Annotated in this window: 14 protein-coding genes and 1 pseudogene; 7 read left to right on the top strand and 8 right to left on the bottom strand. The window is 72.9% G+C overall.

Features of this window, described 5'->3' with window-relative positions:
- Nucleotides 1-63 precede the first annotated feature (63 nt).
- A complete protein-coding gene (locus tag ACZ56L_RS09465; protein WP_471062864.1) occupies nucleotides 64-1,320 on the top strand; it encodes an MFS transporter in 1,257 nt (418 codons plus the stop codon).
- Between the two features lie 275 nt (nucleotides 1,321-1,595).
- The gene (locus ACZ56L_RS09460; protein WP_471062862.1) at nucleotides 1,596-2,237 is read left to right on the top strand and encodes a TetR/AcrR family transcriptional regulator; all 642 of its coding nucleotides are present in this window, start codon (nucleotides 1,596-1,598) and stop codon (nucleotides 2,235-2,237) included.
- 46 nt (nucleotides 2,238-2,283) lie between these two features.
- Here the strand turns inward: ACZ56L_RS09460 and ACZ56L_RS09455 are convergent, their stop codons facing one another.
- A complete protein-coding gene (locus ACZ56L_RS09455; RefSeq protein WP_468685091.1) occupies nucleotides 2,284-2,817 on the bottom strand; it encodes a GNAT family N-acetyltransferase in 534 nt (177 codons plus the stop codon).
- A 423-nt stretch (nucleotides 2,818-3,240) separates the two neighbouring features.
- On the opposite strand from ACZ56L_RS09455, the gene ACZ56L_RS09450 reads away from it, so the two are divergent.
- The gene (locus ACZ56L_RS09450) at nucleotides 3,241-3,942 is read left to right on the top strand and encodes a bleomycin resistance protein (protein WP_468685089.1); all 702 of its coding nucleotides are present in this window, start codon (nucleotides 3,241-3,243) and stop codon (nucleotides 3,940-3,942) included.
- Nucleotides 3,943-4,263: 321 nt separating this feature from the next.
- On the opposite strand, the gene ACZ56L_RS09445 is transcribed toward ACZ56L_RS09450, so the two are convergent.
- From ACZ56L_RS09445 to ACZ56L_RS09435, 3 genes are read right to left on the bottom strand one after another with little or no spacing between them, the layout of a single operon-like run.
- On the bottom strand, nucleotides 4,264-5,415 hold the full coding sequence (locus tag ACZ56L_RS09445; RefSeq protein WP_471062860.1) for a GNAT family N-acetyltransferase: 1,152 nt from the start codon (nucleotides 5,413-5,415) through the stop codon (nucleotides 4,264-4,266).
- A complete protein-coding gene (locus tag ACZ56L_RS09440; protein WP_471062858.1) occupies nucleotides 5,412-6,707 on the bottom strand; it encodes an ATP-grasp domain-containing protein in 1,296 nt (431 codons plus the stop codon). The genes ACZ56L_RS09445 and ACZ56L_RS09440 overlap by 4 nt, the downstream gene beginning before the upstream one ends.
- Nucleotides 6,704-8,017 carry an MFS transporter gene (locus ACZ56L_RS09435; RefSeq protein ID WP_471062857.1) on the bottom strand — a complete coding sequence of 438 codons (1,314 nt, stop codon included), beginning with the start codon at nucleotides 8,015-8,017 and terminating at the stop codon, nucleotides 6,704-6,706. The genes ACZ56L_RS09440 and ACZ56L_RS09435 overlap by 4 nt, the downstream gene beginning before the upstream one ends.
- A 526-nt stretch (nucleotides 8,018-8,543) precedes the next feature.
- On the opposite strand from ACZ56L_RS09435, the gene galE reads away from it, so the two are divergent.
- On the top strand, nucleotides 8,544-9,539 hold the full coding sequence (galE, locus tag ACZ56L_RS09430) for a UDP-glucose 4-epimerase GalE (RefSeq protein ID WP_471062855.1): 996 nt from the start codon (nucleotides 8,544-8,546) through the stop codon (nucleotides 9,537-9,539).
- 31 nt (nucleotides 9,540-9,570) lie between these two features.
- Here the strand turns inward: galE and ACZ56L_RS09425 are convergent, their stop codons facing one another.
- The 4 genes from ACZ56L_RS09425 to ACZ56L_RS09410 all read right to left on the bottom strand — a co-directional run bounded on the left by ACZ56L_RS09425 (nucleotide 9,571) and on the right by ACZ56L_RS09410 (nucleotide 14,141).
- The gene (locus ACZ56L_RS09425; protein ID WP_471062853.1) at nucleotides 9,571-11,193 is read right to left on the bottom strand and encodes an ABC transporter permease; all 1,623 of its coding nucleotides are present in this window, start codon (nucleotides 11,191-11,193) and stop codon (nucleotides 9,571-9,573) included.
- Nucleotides 11,190-12,089 (bottom strand): ABC transporter ATP-binding protein, encoded by a 900-nt coding sequence (locus tag ACZ56L_RS09420; RefSeq protein WP_468685757.1) that lies wholly within the window; start codon nucleotides 12,087-12,089, stop codon nucleotides 11,190-11,192. Before ACZ56L_RS09420 ends, ACZ56L_RS09425 begins: the two co-directional genes overlap by 4 nt.
- A 56-nt stretch (nucleotides 12,090-12,145) precedes the next feature.
- Nucleotides 12,146-12,592, bottom strand: a complete 447-nt coding sequence (locus tag ACZ56L_RS09415; protein WP_468685073.1) for a hypothetical protein — start codon at nucleotides 12,590-12,592, stop codon at nucleotides 12,146-12,148.
- A 331-nt stretch (nucleotides 12,593-12,923) separates the two neighbouring features.
- A complete protein-coding gene (locus tag ACZ56L_RS09410; RefSeq protein WP_468685071.1) occupies nucleotides 12,924-14,141 on the bottom strand; it encodes a sensor histidine kinase in 1,218 nt (405 codons plus the stop codon).
- 144 nt (nucleotides 14,142-14,285) lie between these two features.
- Between ACZ56L_RS09410 and ACZ56L_RS09405 the strand changes: the two are divergent.
- From ACZ56L_RS09405 to ACZ56L_RS09395, 3 genes and pseudogenes are all read left to right on the top strand, one after another.
- Nucleotides 14,286-16,358: pseudogene (locus tag ACZ56L_RS09405) on the top strand (prolyl oligopeptidase family serine peptidase); the annotation flags it as partial.
- A 13-nt stretch (nucleotides 16,359-16,371) separates the two neighbouring features.
- Nucleotides 16,372-16,524: a hypothetical protein gene (locus ACZ56L_RS09400; RefSeq protein ID WP_471062850.1), complete on the top strand. Its 153-nt coding sequence runs from the start codon at nucleotides 16,372-16,374 to the stop codon at nucleotides 16,522-16,524.
- The gene (locus ACZ56L_RS09395; protein WP_471062848.1) at nucleotides 16,521-17,057 is read left to right on the top strand and encodes a GNAT family N-acetyltransferase; all 537 of its coding nucleotides are present in this window, start codon (nucleotides 16,521-16,523) and stop codon (nucleotides 17,055-17,057) included. The genes ACZ56L_RS09400 and ACZ56L_RS09395 overlap by 4 nt, the downstream gene beginning before the upstream one ends.
- Nucleotides 17,058-17,215: the final 158 nt, after the last annotated feature.

The following is a 17,215-nucleotide window of genomic DNA, read 5'->3' as shown; positions in this document are numbered from 1 at the left end:
CAAGTTGTTTCGGCGAGGAGAGGGTCCGCGTCTTCCTCCCGGAACCGGAACAGGGGGTCGCACATGGCCAATCCGTACGCCGAACTCTTCTCCGCGCGCGGGACCAAGGCGTTCTCCGCCGCGGGACTGCTCGCCCGGCTGCCGCTGCCCATCACCCACATGGGCATCCTGACGATGCTCTCCGAACTCCGCGGCGCGTACGCGCTCGCGGGCGCCGTCGCGGGAACGTTCACCCTGTCCATGGCCCTGATCGCCCCGCAGACCTCCCGCCTCGTCGACCGGCTCGGCCAGGGGCGCGTGCTGCTGCCCGCGACCGGGATCAGCGTGGCGGCACTGGGCGGACTGGTGCTCTGCGCGACGTACGACGCCCCGGTCTGGAGCCTGTTCGTGCTGGCGTTCCTCGCCGGGTTCATGCCCAGCATGGGGGCGATGGTGCGGGCCCGCTGGACGGAGATCTACCGGGGGACGCCGCGGCTGAACGTCGCCTACTCCCTCGAAGCGGTCGTCGACGAACTCACCTACATCGTCGGGCCCGCCTTCGCGGTGATGCTCGGCACGAGCCTGTTTCCCGAGGCCGGGCCGGTGGTGGCGCTGGTGCTCCTGCTGGTCGGAGTGCTCCTGTTCGTACCGCAGAAGGCGACGGAACCCGCCGTCCGGCCGCGGTCGGCCGACGGCGCCGAGCGGCGGTCCGTGCTGCGGTCGCCGACGGTGGTGATCCTGGCGCTGATCCTGCTGTTCGGCGGGGCGATCGTCGGGACCGTCGACACGATGGCGCTCGCCTTCGCCCGGGCGAACGGCCAGAAGGGGTCCGCGGGCATCGTCTTCACCCTGTACGCCGTCGGATCGGCCCTCTCCGGACTGACCTTCGGGGCGCGGCAGTGGAAAGCGCCGCTGCCGCGCATGATGCTCGTCGGCGTCATCGGCATGGCGGTCACCACGGTGCCGTTCCTGTTCGTGAACAGCGTGGGGGCGCTGGCGGTGACGGTGTTCTTCGCGGGCGTGTTCTTCGCGCCGACCGCGGTGATGATGATGGGCATCGTCGAGCAGGTGACCCCGGCGGCCCGCCTCACCGAGGGCATGACCTGGATGATCGCGGGGCTGAACATCGGGATCGCGCTCGGCGCGGCGTTGTCCGGGCAGGTCGTGGACGCGTACGGAATCGGGGCGGGCTTCGCGGTGGCGCTCGGCTTCGGCGCACTGGCACTGCTGCTCGCGCTGGGCGGCGTCCGTCGGGTGACGACGGAACTGCGCCGGGCGGGGGAGCGGGGAGTGGTGCTGGAGGCTTCGGCCGGGGTGCGGCAGCCCGCGGAGTGCCGCTGACCTCCGGGAAGGGCCGGCCGCGGGCCGGGTAGGGTCGCGGTGACCCGTCCCGGACAGGAGCCGACCGTACCGTGAGCGAGCCGAAGGCAGTACGTGTGTCGCAGGAGGCGACCACGTCGACGACGGTGACTGAGCCGTCGGGCGTGGCCGGGTCGACGTCGTCCGGAGCGATGGCACCGTCCGGAGCGAGTGCGTGTGCCGGGGCGGAGATGCCGGGCGGTTCGGGCGCGTCGTCCCGCGCGAGCGCACCGACCGGAGCAGGTGCGTCGTCTCCGGTGGGCGCACCGTCCGGAGCGGGCGCACCGACGGGAGCGAGCGCGCTGTCCCGAGCGGGCGCATCGGCCGGCGCGGGCAGGCCGGTCGCCGAGGGCGTGCCCATCACCGACGGACGCCGGCTCAAGGGGGAACGTCGACGCCGCGCGCTGATCGAGGCGACCCTGCGTGTCGTCGAACGCGACGGCGCCTCCGGGGTCACCCACCGCACCGTCGCCCGCGAGGCCGGACTGCCGTCCACCGCGAGCACCTACTACTTCGAGTCCATCGACGCCCTGCTCAACGAGGCCCTGGCCACCAGCACGAACGAGGACGCCGACCGGATCGTCGCCCTCGCCGAAGGCCCCGACGGCAACCGGCACCGGGCGCTGGCCGCCCTGATGGCCGAGTGCGTCGCGGACCGCGGCCGCCTGCACGCCGAGTTCGAGCTCTGCCTGCGCGCCGCCCGCCGTCCCGAACTGCGCGGCCCCAACCGCCGCTGGGCCGAGGCCCTGCGCACCTTCGCCCGTCGGCTCACCGACGACCCCCTGCGGGTCGACCTCTTCGCGCACGCCTACGACGGTCTGCTGCTCCAGGGGCTGCTCGCGGACGAGCCGCCGACGGCGGACGCGTACGAGAAGATGCTCCGCCAACTGCTGCCCTAGGCCCGGGTGCTGCGCCGGGCCCGGGTCTGCGTCGCTCCGACTTTCGTCACCCCTCCCGCACGTGCAGATGTCCCTTGCCGGGGCGGGAGGGCGGCAGCGGCGGAAGGACGGCTTCCAGGGCGTACCCGCACTTCAGGGCCACCCGGCAGGAGCCTTCGTTGCCGACGGCGTGCAGCAGCTCGAGCCGTGTCACCGGAAGGGGGCATTCCGGTCCGAGTGCCCACCGGGACAGCACGTCCAGGGCGCGGGGGGCGATGCCACGCCCCCTGGCGCTGCCCGCCGTCCAGTAGCCGACCTCGGCCGAGCCCGCGGCCTTCGCCCGCTTGACGGTGATGTGCCCGACCGTGCACCCCTCCTCCACCATGGCGAAGCTGAACCGGGTGCCTGCCGCGCGCCCTTCGGTCTGCTCCCCGATCCAGCGAAGCGCCTGCGCCTCGTCGGCCAGGTGGTGTGCCAGCCAGCGGGTCAGGAGGGGGTCCCGATGTGCCGCGACGAGGCCCGGCGCGTCTTCGTCCCGCCACGGGCGAAGCGTCAGCGCGGGCGCGGACGGTGTCGGCGCGACGGACAGATTCGTGGACACGGGGCTCCTCGGGCGGCGGCGGATGATCACCCAATCTACGCGGTGGCATCAGGCGGGGTCGGTGACACCCGGGGCGCGCAGCCGGGCCTCCTCGCTGTCATGTCGTCACCGAGCAGGGGCGAACCCGGGACCGCCTCCCGCGCATGTCGGTTCAAATGATCGGCGGGCGTCCCGATTTCTCCGATGCCGCATCACTCGGCGTCGTCGACGTACATGCACTCAACTCTCGGGTCCCCCAGAGTGGGAGAGTCAACCGACCACCGGCATGTGAGCGATGTGCGGCCCTCGCGGGCACCTCAGCACGCAAGTCGTTACGCACTGGCGACCGCCAGGCTCTGGAGCCGGTGTACGGCGCCGAGGTCCCGTCAGCGCATCGCTGATTTACCCCTCAGCCCTCTCTTCGCTGTGACTAGATTGGCCAGCATGAGCGAGAAGACGATTCCGATCCTGCCGTGTCGGACCATCCAACCCGTTCTCGACTTCTACACGACCCTTGGGTTCGAGGTGACCTTCCAGCAGAAGAGTCCCAATGTGTACGCAGCCGTCGCGCTCGGCGGCATACAGCTCCACTTCTTCGGGATGAAGGACTACGAGCCGACCGAGTCGTTCAGTACCTGCATCGTCCAGACCGATGACATCGACGGACTGCACGAGACCTTTCGGGCCCGGCTGAAGGCGGCGCACGGGCGAGTACCGGTCCGTGGGCTGCCGCGGATCGGGTCGCTGAAGGACACGTCACACGGCGTGCGGCAGTTCCTCATGACCGATCCGGGCGGCAACTGCATCCGTGTCGGACAGCAGATGAGTGACGACCAGCACCACCGCCCCGTGCCCAGGGAGACCTTCGACCGGGCGGTGCACCAGGCTTCCCTCCTCGCCGACTCCAGGGAGGACCTGACGGGCGCCGCGAAGATCATCGACCGGGCGCTGCGCCCACGGGACGAGCGGCCCACGCCCGTGCAACTGCTGCGTCTTCTGGTGCTGCGTGCTGACGTCGCCACCCGTCTCGGCGACGAGGAGGCCGCGGCGTCCGCGCTCGCCGCGGCCAAGGCAGTCCATCTCACCGCGGAGGAACAGGAGTCCGTGCACGACGACCTCGCGCGCCTCACGCAGTTGCTGTCCTGAGGGTCGGGAAAGTGCTGGTCGCGGCCGCTCGTCGAGGACTGCGACCAGCACGGTCGCCGCGTGGCGGACGGCGAGTTCGTCGTATCGCGTCGTGCGGTTCGGTCGCGCCTGGGACGATCGGTCCCGCACTCGGCGGCTTGCCGCTCGCGGCAGTCGGTCTTGCCTTGTCGGCCCGCACCCGGCCGGGTCTCTCGCGGGGCCGCCGATGCCCCGACCGGAACGCCACTGTGCGGGAGTCGAGGAACGCGTGCGGCCCTGCGCCGCCGTCCTCGGACGGCGCGGGAGTACGGGACCCGGAGCCGCCAGAGCCCCGCATCTCCTTCAGGAGCTGGACCAGTGCTGTGCGAGGTGGGACAGCCGTTCCCCGTGTTCGGCGCGGCGGGCCTTGACGTAGGCGAACTGTCGCCGCGGTGTGCAGCCGCGCGACAGCTTCACCCGGTCCGACCCGGTGGAGTAGTGGATCTGCGAAAGACCCTCGGCGAGCGCTGTCCGGAGCAACTCGTAGTAGACCAGGCCGAAGTAGAGCGGCAGCTTGCCCTGTGCCGCGTAGTCGAATCCGGCTTGGCGGGCGTACATCTCGCCCCGGTGGGTGAACGTGAGGACGAAGCCCGTCAGGTGTCCGTCGAGGTACGCGGTGGTGACGCGTGCCGCGGCGCCCGCCCGGTCGGCGATGCTGCGCAGGACCGCCTTGAAGGCGTCCGCGTCGGCCGGGGTGCCGTGTTTGGCGTAGAGCGCCAGCTCCAGCGGGGCCAGTTGATCGATGATGTCCGCGGTGAGCGGCTGCGTGAGGTAGGTGACCCCGGCCTCGTCCAGCGCACGCAGCTCCCGCTTGATCTTCACCCGGCGTCGCTGCTCGAACCCCGTCAGGTAGGTGTCGAAGGAGCCGTCGTCCGGGACCGGCAGGGAGTACGCGGTCTGGCCGGGCAGCGCGACGTACTGCTGTTCCGTGAGGACGCCGCGCAGGAGGTCGTCGTCCTCGTCGACGTACAGGAACGACACGGCCTGCAGGTCCGCCGCCCATGCCTCCCGTTCCGCGGCCTGCACCAGGGCCGCGAGCGTCTCGTGCTGCCGGGTCCGGTCCAGGCCGGCATGCACCCCCGCCTTGGTGTGGGAGGGGTTGCGGCCCCCGCAGGCCAGAGCCGGCAGAAGTTCGGCCGTCCAGGGGGCGTCCTCCCCGGTCGCGCTCCGGTGAATGGAGTCGACGACCCGGCCCGGACTGCAGAAGACGAACGGCGTGCCGTGCTCCAGCGGGTAGCCGGGCAGGACACCGACCGGTTCGGGGCCGTCGAACGCGGTGAAGTAGTACGGGGGCGTGGCGGCGGTGCCCTCGGCGTGCCGCAGCCAGGGGGTCGCGGCGTAGAAGCCGCGGGGGCCGAGCAGCGCGTCCCACCGTCCCGTGTCCGCCTCATCGAGGCTTCGGTGGACGGCCACGCGAACCGTCGCGGGGCGGCCCGCCCCGGGCGCGGCGCTCATCGGTCGTTCCCGGGCACGGAGGCCGCCGGGCCGACGGGGTCGATCACCGGGGTGAGCTGGCCCAGAGCCGCCTCCGCCCTGCGCACCGCGTCGCCGGTGGTGTCGCCGACCGCGACGACATAGCCCAGCAGATCGAGGTTGTTCTCGGCCGGGCGGACCCGGTCCCCGGGGGCGGCCTCCAGGTCCACGTCCACCACGCCGGGAACGCGCAGCGCCAGGTCGCTGCCGCCGATCCCGGTCAGAGTGCCGGAGGTGCGGGCGGCCAGGTAGCGGGAGGCAGCGGCCCGGTCGCGGGTCGCCGTGAGATCGGCGGGCTGCCCCGTGTGGAGCCTGACCACCTCGCGCTGGAGGTAGACGCCTGTCGCCTCGCGGATGAGCTGAGTGATCTCCGCGCCGGGCATGCGGCCGTTGATCTCGACGATGCGGGGGCCCTTGGCGGTCACCTTCACCTCGACGTGTGCGGCGCCGAAGTCGTGTCCGACCGCTTCCAGCGCCCGGCACGCCAGCTCGGTGCACTGTTCACGCACCGGCGCGGACAGCATCGACGGAAAGGTGTCGCCCATTTCCACGAAGTACGGGTGGGCGCCGAGTGCCTTGTCGGTGACGCCCAGGACGCGGCGTTCGCCGTTCACCAGAACGGATTCGACACTCACTTCGAAGCCCAGGAGGTATTCCTCCACGAGTGCGCCGGGGCGCCGGGGCTGGCCGCGGAAGTCGGTCGGCGACGAGCTGATGTCGCGGTAGGCCGCGAGGACCTCGTCCTGCGTGCGGCACAGGGTGACGCCGATGCCGGCCGACTCGGTCATCGGCTTCACCACGCACGGGTATCCGAACCGGTCCGCGGCGTCGAGGGCCTCCTGCTCGCTCGTGGCCTGGTGGAAGCCCGGCGCCGCGACACCGGCCTCCGCGCAGGCGTACCGCGTCAGCAGCTTGTCCCGGCATGCGCGGGCGGCCTGCGGGGAGAGGCCCGGCAGGCCGAAGCGGGACGCGACCTCGGCCACGACGGGGATGTTGTAATCGGTGACCGTCATCACGCCCCGCAGCCGGCCCTCGGTATGGAACGGCCGCAAGGCATCGACGACCGCCTCCACGGAGTTGGTGTCCGCCCGGACGATCTGGTCGATGTGCTTGGCGAAGACCTCCTCGGCGATGCCGACCACGCGGTAGCGGTCCGGGTCGTTGCTCACCAGCACGGTGTGGAAGCCGAGTTCGTGGGCCGCGCGCAACGGTGTCAGCCCGAAGTTCGACAACTGGCTCTCGACGACGGCGAGTACGCCGGGTTCGGTGCTCATGAGTGTGGTTCTCCCTTGTTCGGGGCCGGCGAAGTCGAGGCCGGCGGTTCGGTGTGCTCCACCTCGGGGGCGGCAACGGCTCGGATGATCGGTTTGCGGGCTGCCAGGCTCACCAGGAGAGCGGCGAGCGTGAAGACGGCCGGCAGGCAGAGCGCCGCGGCCGAACCCAGGTGATCGGCGACCAAGCCCGTGACGGCCGAGCCCGCCGCGCCGCCGATCGCGATGACGCTGCCGACGCCCGCGAACGCCTGGGTCGCCTTGTCCTGAGCGGCCATCTCTCCGACGAGCTGGAACTCCTCCGCCCCGGCCGGAGCGATCGGCAGGCCGCTGAGCACCAGCAAGGCGCCCAGGAGTACCAGCGCCCAGGCGGCCGGCAGTCCGGCGTCGTACGCCAGCCGCGTCACCGGCAGGACGGCCAGGGCGAGCACCAGCACGACCAGCAGCCGCAGGTACCGGTGGTACGTCGTGCCGCCGAAGGTGCGGGCACCGTAGATCAGGCCGCCGACCACGCTACCGACGGACTGGAGGGCGACCAGGGTTCCGGCGAGTTCAGGCGCCGACCCCTGATCCTGCAGCGACGCGGTGACCGCCACCACGAGTCCGCTGGACAGCGCCGCCGTCAGCGCGATGGCCGCCAGCACGGCCGAGGCCGCGGTCCGCCTGGCACCGGCCCGGTCCCGTGTCTGCTCCGTCCGGGCGGCACCGGACCGGGGTCGCGGGCCGTGCTTCCGTACGGCCGTCGCCTGCCCGTATCCGAGCCCGCCGGCTCCCAGGAGGGCCGCTGTGGCCAGCAGCGCGCCTCGCGCCCCCAGCACTGTGCCGAGCACCGTGACGGCTGTCGGCCCGAGAATGAACAGCAGCTCGCTGAGCGTCGCCTCGAAGGAGTACGCCCGCTGCCGCAGCCCCGGGTCCTCTGTGAGGCCGGTCCACAGCGCCCGCATCGACGCGCCGACCGGTGCGGTGGTCAGGCCCGCCGCGCCCGCGGCGGCGAGCACCGCACCCGTTGACGCGCCCCCGGCCCAGAGCGCGGTCACAACCAGAACGAGACCGGCGGCCGGTCCGGTGACCAGCAGCACCCGGCTCGGGCCGATCCGGTCCATCAGCCGTCCGATGACGGGCCCTCCCACGGCACTGCCGACGGCGTACGCCGCACCCGCACTGCCCCCGACCGCCAGGGAGCGGCCCGACTGGACGAGGGTCAGCAGCAACGCCAGCGGAATCATGGTGGTGGCCAGGCGCGCGAGCGCGGCGGGAACCGCCGCCGCGCTCGCGCCCGGGAGCCTCAGGAGCTCCACGTAGCTCTTGAACATCACGCTGTTCCGGGCTGCGCACCCGGCACAGCGGGATCGGCCGGGGCGAACACGTCCGCGCCGGTGGTGAAGCCCCGCGCGTTCACGCCCATATGAACTCCAGACGTCGCGTCTCGGATGTCCGGGAGGGGTCCAGGACATGAAAAGATCTTGGACAACCTAGGGAGGCGGCCCCCGAGCCACAAGACCTTGATCACTTCATGGGCTCCGGGGGCCTCGACACCGTGTCGTATTGACATCACGCGTGGTCGCATGCCGTGCTGGCCGTCGGGCTGCGCGCCGGAGGCCCACTGGTCGTTCGTCGGATCACCACGCCGCAAGCCGCGGTCGCCGGCGATCAAGATCCGCTCACGCGACGGGCCCCATCGCGGCCCGCACCGCGCCCGCCCCCTGCCCCCGGGCCCGGAACCGGCACCTGGCGGCGTTACAGTGCCCGCCTGACCGGACGGGCCACGGCCTGTCGGTTCCGCCGTTCCCGCCGGGGCGGCTCGACCAGGCACAGCACCACCAGGTAAGGATCGCGACCATGAAGGTTCTCATCGCCGGCGGTGCCGGATTCATCGGCTCCACCATCGCCTCCGCGTGCGCCGACCACGGCATCGACACCGTGATCCTCGACAACTACGTCACGGGCCGCGCCGAGTTCACCAAGGGCCGCACCGCCTACGAGGGCGACATCTGCGACGGCGGGCTGATCGACCGCGTCTTCGCCGAGCATCCGGACATCGACGCGGTCGTGCACGCCGCCGCGCTCATCGTCGTACCGGACTCGGTGGCCGACCCGCTCGGCTACTACCGGGAGAACGTGGCCAAGGGCGTGGAGTTCCTCCAGCACCTGGCCCGCAACAAGTGCACCCGGCTGCTCTTCTCGTCCTCGGCCTCGATCTACCGGGCGGCCGAGGACGGCAGGGTCGACGAGAACTCGCCGATCGAGACGCTCAGTCCGTACGCCAACACCAAGGCCGTCTTCGAGTCGATCCTCGGGGACGTGGCCGTGGCGGGCCCCACCAAGGTGGTCTCGCTGCGCTACTTCAACCCCATCGGCGCCGACCCGAAGCTGCGCACCGGCCTCCAGCTCCGCACGCCCAGCCACGCGCTCGGGCAGATGATCGACAAGCACCGCACCGGCGGCACCTTCCGCATCACGGGCACCGACTGGCCGACCCGCGACGGTTCGGGCATCCGCGACTACGTCCACGTCTGGGACCTCGCGCTGGCGCACGTGGCGGCCCTGCGCCGGTTCGACACGGTCACCGGGACCGACCCGTACCGGGTCGTCAACCTCGGCACCGGGAACGGGACCACGGTCCGCGAACTGGTCACCGCCTTCGAGCGGGTCACCGGCGAGTCCCTGAAGGTCGCCGAAGCGGGCCCGCGCCCCGGGGACACGGCGGGCGCGTACACGAGCAGCACCCTTGCCGCCGACCTGCTGGGCTGGCGGCCCACCCTCTCCGTCGAGGACGGCATCCGGGACTCGCTGCGCTGGGTGGCGAAGCGTGACGAGGTGCTGGGGGAGGGCTGACGGTGGCAGGGGGCGGCCCGGCAGCGCCCGGTCAGGACGCCGCCCGGCGGGCCGCGTGCGTGAGGAAGGTCAGGGCCAGCATCGCCGCCGTCACGGTGAGCAGGAACAGCGGGGGCATCCCGGCCGGCGTCCCGTCCGCGGTGCGCAGGGCCCCCATGTAGTCCAGCGGCGCGATGCCGTTGACCGTGGCGAACCACAGTGGCAGGTACGTCACCTGGAACAGACGGGGGCTGCGGCTGACCGTGCCCAGGAGCAGGGCGAGGGACGGGATGGCGAGCGCGGCGACCGACCAGTGCACGAGGCCTGTCCCGTCCGCGCCGACGGCCATCCGGACCGCCGGGCCCAGGCCCGACACCGCGGTGAGCAGGAACCCGGCCAGCCACTCGGCGGCGATCCGGCGGCGGGCCGACGGGTAGGCGCCGAGGAGGGAATCGACCCCCGACCCGTGGCTCTGGGCGCCCAGTCGGGACCAGATGAGCACGGGCCAGATCCACGCCGGGATCAGGAGGTAGTGGGCCGCGGTGCCGGTGGCCAGTGGGGAGACCCCGGTGACGGTGACCACGCCTCCCCACCACCACCGGGGGATGCCCTGGAGCAGGACGCGGGTCTGGCCGGTGAGCAGGCGGAGCGTCGAACTGCCCAGCTCGACGGGGGTTTTGAGGGCGGAGGTGAAGGACGCGGAGGCGGGTGTTCCGGATGTGGTCGCGGTGTGCGGCGGGGCTGAAGCGTTGTCCGCGGACAACAACGTCGATGTGTTGTCCGCGGACAACGAAGCCGTCGGCTTCCCGAGTTGCCGATCCCGCGACGGATCGAAGCGCGGGAACCACAACGCGGGCACCAGCGCCAGCGTGACGGCGAGGACCACGATCGCCAGCCGGGAGGCCAGATACCCGGCGCCGGGGTCGAAGCCGTGCCAGACGAACGTGGTCAGCGGTGCGTCGATCATGGTCAGGCCGAGGCTGAACTCACCCGCCTTCACGAGGTCGATGCCCTGCGCGGTCATGTCGCGCGTCAGCGACCGCACCACGTCGTGCACCCCGATCCCGCCCAGCGGCGCGTCGCCCGACTGGCCGCCGACCGCGAGGTACATCCAGCCGAAGAACCAGACGATGTTGCCGAAGCCCGCCCGCAGCAGCGGAATCGCCTCGAAGAGGAGGGCGGCTCCCGCGGTGAACGCCATCAGCGGCAGCGCGATCAGCACGAACGGCGACACCAGGGCCACCGGGTCCACAGCCGTCACCTCGCCCCGGGCGAGCTGCATGAACAGCGCGGTCAGGACCAGTACGCCCAGCATCGAGGCCAGGACCAGCACGCTGCTCAGGAACTTCGCCGCCAGGTACGCCGTCGTGCGCAGGGGCGTGGTGGCGAGGAGACGGCCCACCCCCGTGTCGTGATCGCGGGCGATGGCATCGCGTACGACGTAGAAGCCGCCCAGCGAAAGCCACACGGCGCCCGCCAGGGCCACCACCATGCCGATGTACGCGCTGTTGTACTCGCCCCGGTACGTGCCGACCTGCATCACCACCCAGCCCGCGTCCGCACCGGGCGTGGCGAGGTGGCCGAGGCCGACGGCGGCGCACAGGATCACCACGTACGCCGGACGGCGCACCCGGTCCCGGAAGTCGGCGGTCGCGAGGCGCAGGAGCCTGCTCATCGCCGCACCCCCGCACCGAGACCGCGGGCGTTCGCGGACTCGTGGACGATCGTCAGGTACGCGTCCTCCAGGTCCGGGACGGCCGGTTCGGCGGTCGCGTACGGAGGGGCGTCGGTGAGCAGCCGCACCCGTACCCCGCCGTCCGTCCGGATCATGCGGCTGACCAGGTGGCTCCGCTGCACGACCGGCACGTCGGCCGGGTCGACCAGCACGTCCCACACCCGGCCGCGCACCGTGGCCAGCAGTTCCTCCGGCGAGGCCCGGCGCAGCAGCCTGCCCCCGGCGACGACCGCGATGTCGGAGGCCACCGACTCGACGTCGGAGACGATGTGCGTGGAGAGCATGACCACGCGGGTGGCGGCCAGGTCGCCGAGCAGGTTGCGCAGGCGCACGCGTTCCTCGGGGTCCAGGCCGGCGGTCGGCTCGTCCACGACGATCACGGACGGGTCCGCGAGCAGCGCCTGGGCGATGCCGACCCGGCGGACCATCCCGCCCGAGTAGGCGCCCAGCGGGCGCTTCACCGCATCCGTGAGGTTGACCAGTTCGAGGAGTTCGTCGATACGGGACCGGGCCGAGCGCGCGGACAGGCCCTTGGCCGCGGCGAGGTAGGAGAGGAACTGCCGGGACGTGAGGTTCGGGTAGACGCCGAAGTCCTGCGGCAGGTAGCCGAGCTCGCGGCGCAGGGTGTCGGGTCCGGCGACCGCGTCCGTGTCCCGGAAGAGCACCCGGCCCCGGGTGGGGCGGGTCACGGTGGCGGCGATGCGCATCAGGGAGGACTTTCCGGCGCCGTTGGGCCCGAGCAGGCCGAGCATGCCCGGCTCCAGGCGCAGCGTCAGGCCGTCGACGGCGCGCTTGCCGCCCCGGTGGACCTTGGTGATGCCGAGGAGTTCCAGCACGGGCGGCGCCGTGGGGCTGCTGGGCGTGGTGTTCGTCATGGCGGCCGTGTCTCCCCTCAGGCCCGGTCGCGGGCGTCGGGGACACGGGAGTGGGGCGCGGCCCCGTCCCGCCGCGGGGGCGGGGAGCCCTTGAGGTCCGTGGGCCTTCCGTCCCGCAGTACCTTCAGGCCCTCGGGCACCTCGACCCGGAACCGTACGTCGCAGTTGGCGAACCCGTCGCACGCGGCGACGAGTTCCAGCACGCCGTCCTCCAGCTTCCAACTGCTCTTGGGGTCCGTGCCCCAGCCGGTGTCGAACCAACGGGTCACCTGGATGTCCTCGCGATCGGTGGCGACCAGGTCGGCCGGACTGCCGTGCGCCTTGACGTTCAGGGAGCCCCCCGGGACGGGAAACGTCTTGACCTCGGGTTCGGCGTCCTTCGCGGCGGCGCAGCCGCTGAGGGCGAGCACGGTGGCGAGAGTCGCGCAGGCGGCGACGGCACGGATGCGGGAAGGGGTGGGCACGGGCTGCTCCAGGGGCCGGGCGACATGGGGTCCGGCGGCGCGGGGCCTGCCGACGGACCGAGAATCGCCGAGCGGGGGCCGGGGCGCATCTGCCGTTCGGCAGAGATCGACGGACCGGTTTCCCGTACGTGCCGGACGGGGTGCCGCCTGTGGCTCACGTGCCGGGTGGGGACCTGTGGTCCACGGGCCGGATGGGGATCTGTGGCCCACGGGCCCGGTGGGGGATCTGTAGTCCGTGGGCCCGGTGGGGTGACGCCCCGCCCACGGGCCCGGTGCGGCGACCTGTGGCCCAAGGCCGGTGAGGCGGCCCCCCGCCCCGCCCCACGCCCCCTCAGACGCCGGAAGCGCTGAACTCCTCCGCCCTCTGTGCCAACGGCAGCGTCCCGCTCACCCGCCACCCGTCCCCGTGCGGGCCCGCCGACAGCTCCCCTCCCAGGGAGGCGAACCGGCGCTCCAGATCCGACAGGCCCGTGCCGCCGCCCCGACGGTCCCACCGGCCGCCGTCGTCCCTCCGGCCCCGTGGGGCGCTGCCGTCAGCGCAGTCGGTGACCGAGACCCGCAGCAGCGATCCCTCGCGGCGCGCGGCGACGCGTACTCCAGCGGCTCCCGAAGCATGGCGGCGTACGTTCGTCAGCGCCTCCAGGACCAGCGAGTACGCCGCCTCGTCGGCGTCCGGGTGCAGGGTCAGGGCGTTCACCAGCGTCTCGTCGCAATCGAGCGAGGTGGGCAGGGAGGACGACTCTCCGAAGCGGTCGACCAGGGCGGGCAGCCCGTCCAGTCCGTGCAGGCGCTCCGGAAGCACCGGCTGTACCGGTGCGCGCGGGTCCGGTGCCGGGGCTTCGGCCCGGCGCAGGGCGGCCAGCGTCTCGTCCATCCGGTCCAGCGCGCGCAGCCCCGACTCCTCCAGGCGGGCGAGCAACTCTCCGTACTCCTTCGGGTCGTACGGCGTGATCCGGGCCGCCTGCACCTCCATCACGATGCCGGTCAGCTCGTGGGCGACGTAGTCGTGCAACATCCGCGCCATGTGCAGCCGTTGCTCCCTGCGGGCGTCGAGCACGACCTGCCGGGCGCGCGCGTCGCTCCACCGCAGCCTCAGCCCGACGCCCACCGCGCCCAGCACCGGCACCAGGGCGGCCACGGCCAACAGCACGGAGGCTTCGCCCTCCGTGGCCGGATTGCGGAGGGTGAACCGCAGCGGCACCAGGACGGTCGCCAGCGCGGCGACGGCGGCCGGCACCGAACGGCCCGTCCCCCGGCGCACCAGCCGCGCCGTGAGCACGAGCAGGGCCGTGAACTCGACCGGCAGCCAGAGCAGGTTGACACCCTGCCGACCGGAGTGCAGGACGTCCGCCCCCAGCGAGAGGACCGGCGCGGACCAGGCGGCGACGAGCACCGGGACGCGTCCGGCGGGCCGGGGCAGCAGGACGGTCAGCACAGCGGCCACGGCCGAAGCGGCGATCAGCACCGTCTCCGGCGGGCCGAAGGCGGCGGGCGCGCCCAGCAGCACGACGGCCGCCCCGCACAGGACCTTCCGTACGCCTGACATCATGCGGGTCAGCTTAGGGAGGCAACGGTGCCACTGGGGCAGTCCGCCCCCCCCCCGCGACCGCCTGCCCCCCTCGACCGTCTGCCCCCCCGCAACCGTCCACCGCCCCCGCGACCGGCCTCGGCCGCCCCCGCGCCGGGTCGGCATACTCACCCTGTGATCACTGAAGACCCCTACCTCTGGCTCGAGGACGTCGAAGGTCCCGAAGCGCTCGCCTGGGTACGCGAGCGCACCGCCGAGGCCGAACAGGCACTCGGCACGCCCGCCCGCGCCGCCCTGGCGGAAGAGCTGCGCGAGGTCCTCGACGACGCCCGGCGCATCCCCCACGTCACGCGCCGCGGCCGCCACCTCTACAACTTCCGCCGCGACGCCGACCACGTACGCGGCATCTGGCGGCGTACGACGCTCGACGCGTACCGCACCGACGAACCCGCCTGGGAGACCCTCCTCGACGTCGACGCGCTCGCCGAGGCCGAGGGCACCGACTGGGTCTGGGCGGGCGCGCCCGTCCGGCGCCCCGACTTCCGGCGCGCGCTGGTCCAACTGTCCCCGTCCGGCTCCGATGCCGTGGTCGTGCGCGAATTCGACCTGGAGACCAAGGAGTTCGTGCCGGACGGGTTCCGGGTGCCCGAGGGCAAGACCCGTATCGGATGGATCGACGACGACACCGTCTACCTCGGCGCGGACCTGGGCCCCGACACCCTCACCGCGTCCGGCTACCCGCGCACCGTACGCCGCTGGCGGCGCGGAACGCCGGCCGAGGAGGCCGAGCCGGTGCACGAGGTGTCCGCCGACGACCTCTCCGTGTCCGCGTGGCGCGACCCGACGGACGGGTTCGTACGCGACTTCCTGCACGTCCAGCGCGACTTCTGGAACTCCGAGACCCATGTGCTGGGCCAGGACGGGCAGTGGGTCCGGATCGACGTGCCGGATGACGCGTACGCGCACGCGCACCGCGAGTGGCTGGTGGTGGCGCCCAAGTCAAAGTGGCTGGGGCAGCCCGCGGGCTCACTGCTGGCCTTCCGGTTCGAGGAGTTCCTGGGCGGTGCGCGCGAGCCGGTCGTGCTGTTCGCCCCGACCGGGCGGACCGCGCTCGCCGGGTACTCCTGGACCCGTGACCACCTGATCCTGGAGACGCTCAGCGACGTCGCGACGGGCATCGAGGTGCTGGAGCCCGTCGCCGGGGGCGGCGACTGGCAGCGGCGGCCGCTCGCCGAAGTCCCGCCGCTGGCCTCCGCCGGCGTGGTCGGCGCCGACGCGGACTCTGACGAGTACTTCCTGGAGACCGACGGGTTCCTCCAGCCACCCGCCCTGCACCGGGGCGACACCGCCACCGGTGACAGCGAAGTGCTGAAGCAGGCCCCCGCGCTCTTCGACACCCGGGGGCTGTCCGTACGGCAGTACTTCGCGGTGTCCGACGACGGCACCCGCGTCCCCTACTTCGTCACCGGCCCCGACCACGACGAGCCGGCCCCGGCCCTCCTGCACGGCTACGGCGGGTTCGAGCACACGTTCCTCCCCGGCTACAGCGCCCTGCACGGCCGGGCCTGGCTCGCGCGCGGCGGCCGGTACGTCCTCGCGGGCATCCGGGGCGGCGGCGAGTACGGCCCCGCCTGGCACAAGGCCGCCCTGAAGGCCGACCGGCCGCGTGCCTTCGAGGACTTCGCCGCCGTGGCCCGCGACCTCGTCGCGCGCGGCCTGACCACCCCCGGGCGGCTCGCCGTCGACGGCCGCAGCAACGGCGGCCTCCTCACCGGGGCCATGCTCGCCCGTTACCCGGACCTGTTCGGCGCGTGCGTCATCGGCTGGCCGCTGCTGGACATGCTGCGCTTCCACAAGCTCCTCGCGGGCGCGTCCTGGACGGCCGAGTACGGCGACCCCGACGACCCGGCGGACCGCCCGCACCTGGAGGCGATCTCCCCGTACCACGGCTTTCGGGCCGACCGGACGTACCCGCCGGTCCTGCTGCTCACCTCCACCAGCGACGACCGCGTCCACCCGGGCCACGCCCGCAAGGCGGCGGCGCGGCTGCGCGAGCAGGGGCACGAGGTGTACTTCCACGAGACCCCGGGCGGCGGCCACGCGGGCGCGAACGACAACGCGCAGACCGCCGACGTGTACGCGCTGAAGTACACGTTCCTGTGGCGGACACTGACGGGCGGCGCGGAACCGGGAGCTGCCGGGGACCCGGGCGGGGGCACCACGGCGGCGACCGGCTGACTACCCTGCACGGATGACCGTCGAGCTGGCCCTCCTGCCGCGTGTCGCCTGCCGGGGCGAGGAGGTCACCGCGCCCCGGGTGGGGGCGCCCCTGCGACCGGCCGCCGCCGCGGCCCCGTTCCGGTGCCGTCGGGGTTCGCGCGCGCGTGCGACGATCTCGGCATGAACGATCTTCAGCTCCGGCCCGCCGTCGAGGCCGACCTCGACGATCTCGTCCGGCTGCGCGACGACGCTGCCCGCTGGATGCTCGCCCGGGGCGTCACGGGCCAGTGGCGGCCCGGCGAGCTGGACGGTGACCACTTCCGCCGGATCATGAAGGACGGCGAGGTCTGGGTGGCGCAGGGCGCCGAACGGATCGTCGGGGCCTGGGAGTTGTGGTGGGAGGACGAGGACGCCTGGGGGTCGCGGCCGCCGACGGCCGGATATGTGCACCGGCTCATGGTCGACCACAGCAGGGTCGTGCCGGGCACCGGAAGGCGGTTGCTGCGGGCGGCGGAGCGCCGGGTGGCGGAGACGGGCCGCACCCGGGTGCGGCTGGACTGCCTGGCCGGGAACGAGCGGCTCACCGCGTTCTATGTGGACGCCGGGTACCGGATCGTCGGCAGCAAGGCGGGGAAGCCGCAGCCGGGCGGGGCGCCGAAGTCGTTCACGCTGCTGGAGAAGGCGGTACGGGCGGACGCCGAGGGCCCGTCACGGTGATCGCGACGGGCCCTCGGGACACGGCTTGCGGGCGCCGGCCGGGGGGCCGGCGCCCGGTGCTGACGCAGGTCAGCCCTTGCGGGTTTCGACCTCGGCGGTGAGCTGGGGGACGACCTCGAAGAGGTCGCCGACGACGCCGTAGTCGACGAGTTCGAAGA

The sequence above is a fragment of the Streptomyces sp. NPDC039736 genome (genome assembly GCF_055596485.1).
Note: the sequence above shows the minus strand (reverse complement) of the source record. Positions and strands in the feature narration are given on the sequence as shown.

Excerpts from the sequence above, each read along its gene's own strand:
- ACZ56L_RS09395 (WP_471062848.1), top strand. The coding sequence starts at position 16,521 with ATGAACGATCTTCAGCTCCGGCCCGCCGTCGAGGCCGACCTCGACGAT.
- ACZ56L_RS09445 (WP_471062860.1), bottom strand. The coding sequence starts at position 5,415 with ATGAGCGCCGCGCCCGGGGCGGGCCGCCCCGCGACGGTTCGCGTGGCC.
- ACZ56L_RS09465 (WP_471062864.1), top strand. The coding sequence starts at position 64 with ATGGCCAATCCGTACGCCGAACTCTTCTCCGCGCGCGGGACCAAGGCG.
- galE (WP_471062855.1), top strand. The coding sequence starts at position 8,544 with ATGAAGGTTCTCATCGCCGGCGGTGCCGGATTCATCGGCTCCACCATC.
- ACZ56L_RS09410 (WP_468685071.1), bottom strand. The coding sequence starts at position 14,141 with ATGATGTCAGGCGTACGGAAGGTCCTGTGCGGGGCGGCCGTCGTGCTG.
- ACZ56L_RS09440 (WP_471062858.1), bottom strand. The coding sequence starts at position 6,707 with ATGAGCACCGAACCCGGCGTACTCGCCGTCGTCGAGAGCCAGTTGTCG.
- ACZ56L_RS09450 (WP_468685089.1), top strand. The coding sequence starts at position 3,241 with ATGAGCGAGAAGACGATTCCGATCCTGCCGTGTCGGACCATCCAACCC.
- ACZ56L_RS09425 (WP_471062853.1), bottom strand. The coding sequence starts at position 11,193 with ATGAGCAGGCTCCTGCGCCTCGCGACCGCCGACTTCCGGGACCGGGTG.
- ACZ56L_RS09400 (WP_471062850.1), top strand. The coding sequence starts at position 16,372 with ATGACCGTCGAGCTGGCCCTCCTGCCGCGTGTCGCCTGCCGGGGCGAG.
- ACZ56L_RS09435 (WP_471062857.1), bottom strand. The coding sequence starts at position 8,017 with ATGTTCAAGAGCTACGTGGAGCTCCTGAGGCTCCCGGGCGCGAGCGCG.